This window comes from Paenibacillus zanthoxyli JH29, from assembly GCF_000520715.1.
GTDB classification, from domain to species: domain Bacteria; phylum Bacillota; class Bacilli; order Paenibacillales; family Paenibacillaceae; genus Paenibacillus_AQ; species Paenibacillus_AQ zanthoxyli.
Window position 1 is genome coordinate 1 of sequence record NZ_ASSD01000329.1, and the last position, 1,011, is coordinate 1,011.

Annotated in this window: 1 protein-coding gene and 1 pseudogene; both read right to left on the minus strand. The window is 53.0% G+C overall.

Annotated elements, in window-relative coordinates; genetic code table 11:
- Window positions 1–258: IS200/IS605 family transposase (tnpA, locus tag L691_RS0112090; protein WP_025690790.1), on the minus strand; the 258-nt coding region annotated here is incomplete at its 3' end.
- 311 nt (window positions 259–569) lie between these two features.
- Window positions 570–1,011: pseudogene (locus L691_RS32765) on the minus strand (12-oxophytodienoate reductase); the annotation flags it as partial.

Sequence of the window (1,011 nt, forward strand, 5' to 3'; positions counted from 1 at the left end):
GCGAGAGCTGGCACTTTTATAGGCATTGATAAATTTAGATAGTTCGGTGTTGGGATGCGCCTTGAACAGTACATGGATATGATCGTTGTCATGGTTCCATTCACTCAGCGTAACATGATAGTTCTCTCCAATACGTTCAAAAATGACCTTCGCATAGTCTGAGATCTCGTCGGTAAGCACTTTTTTGCGGTATTTAATGCAAAGGATGAGATGATAGTTCAGGGAAAATACCGAGTGATTATTTGAGTCTAATTTCATTGATACACCAGCCTTATCTCTAACTAAGACTGATTGTATCAAATGAGCTAATGTAGATCAATAATTTTCCAGGGTTACCTGGCCGATATTCATCCCCTCCCTGTAGAGGAAGGGGACTTTTCTCGGAATGCTGTTAAAAAAGAGAACGTGGCCTTGATATATTGTTATACGCGAAGAAAGCAATAGTGAATCGAGAGGACTTAACCCATTAGCACGATGCGCTTTCAAATGCACAAACGGCCTTTTCGGACTGGATCCGAAAAGGCCTTGGGAGCTGAGTCGGCTCCTGCTGCCCGGCACCCGGCGTTGAATCAGCTCAGCGTGGCAAGAGCCTCCCGCGTGAACGGCTGCAGCTCTTCGGTGCGGTCGTCGAGGATCTTCGCCGCCCAGGCCGGATCGGTCAGCAGCGCGCGACCGACAGCGACGAGGTCGAACTCGCTGCGCTCCAGACGCTCGATCAGGTTGTCGATGCCGGCAGCCTGCCCGCCCTTGCCCTCCTCGAAAAGGCTGGTGAAGTCGGAGTCCAGACCGACGGAGCCGACGGTTATAGCCGGCTTGCCGCTCAGCTTGCGCGTCCAGACCGCCAGGTTGAGGTCTGAGCCCCCGAACTCCGGCTCCCAGAACCGGCGGTTGGAGGCATGGAAAATATCGACGCCTGCCGCAGACAACGGTGCCAGGAAGCGCTCCAGCTCCTCCGGATTCGCTGCCAGCTTCGCTCCGTAATTAACCGGCTTCCATTGGGAGAAGCGGAAG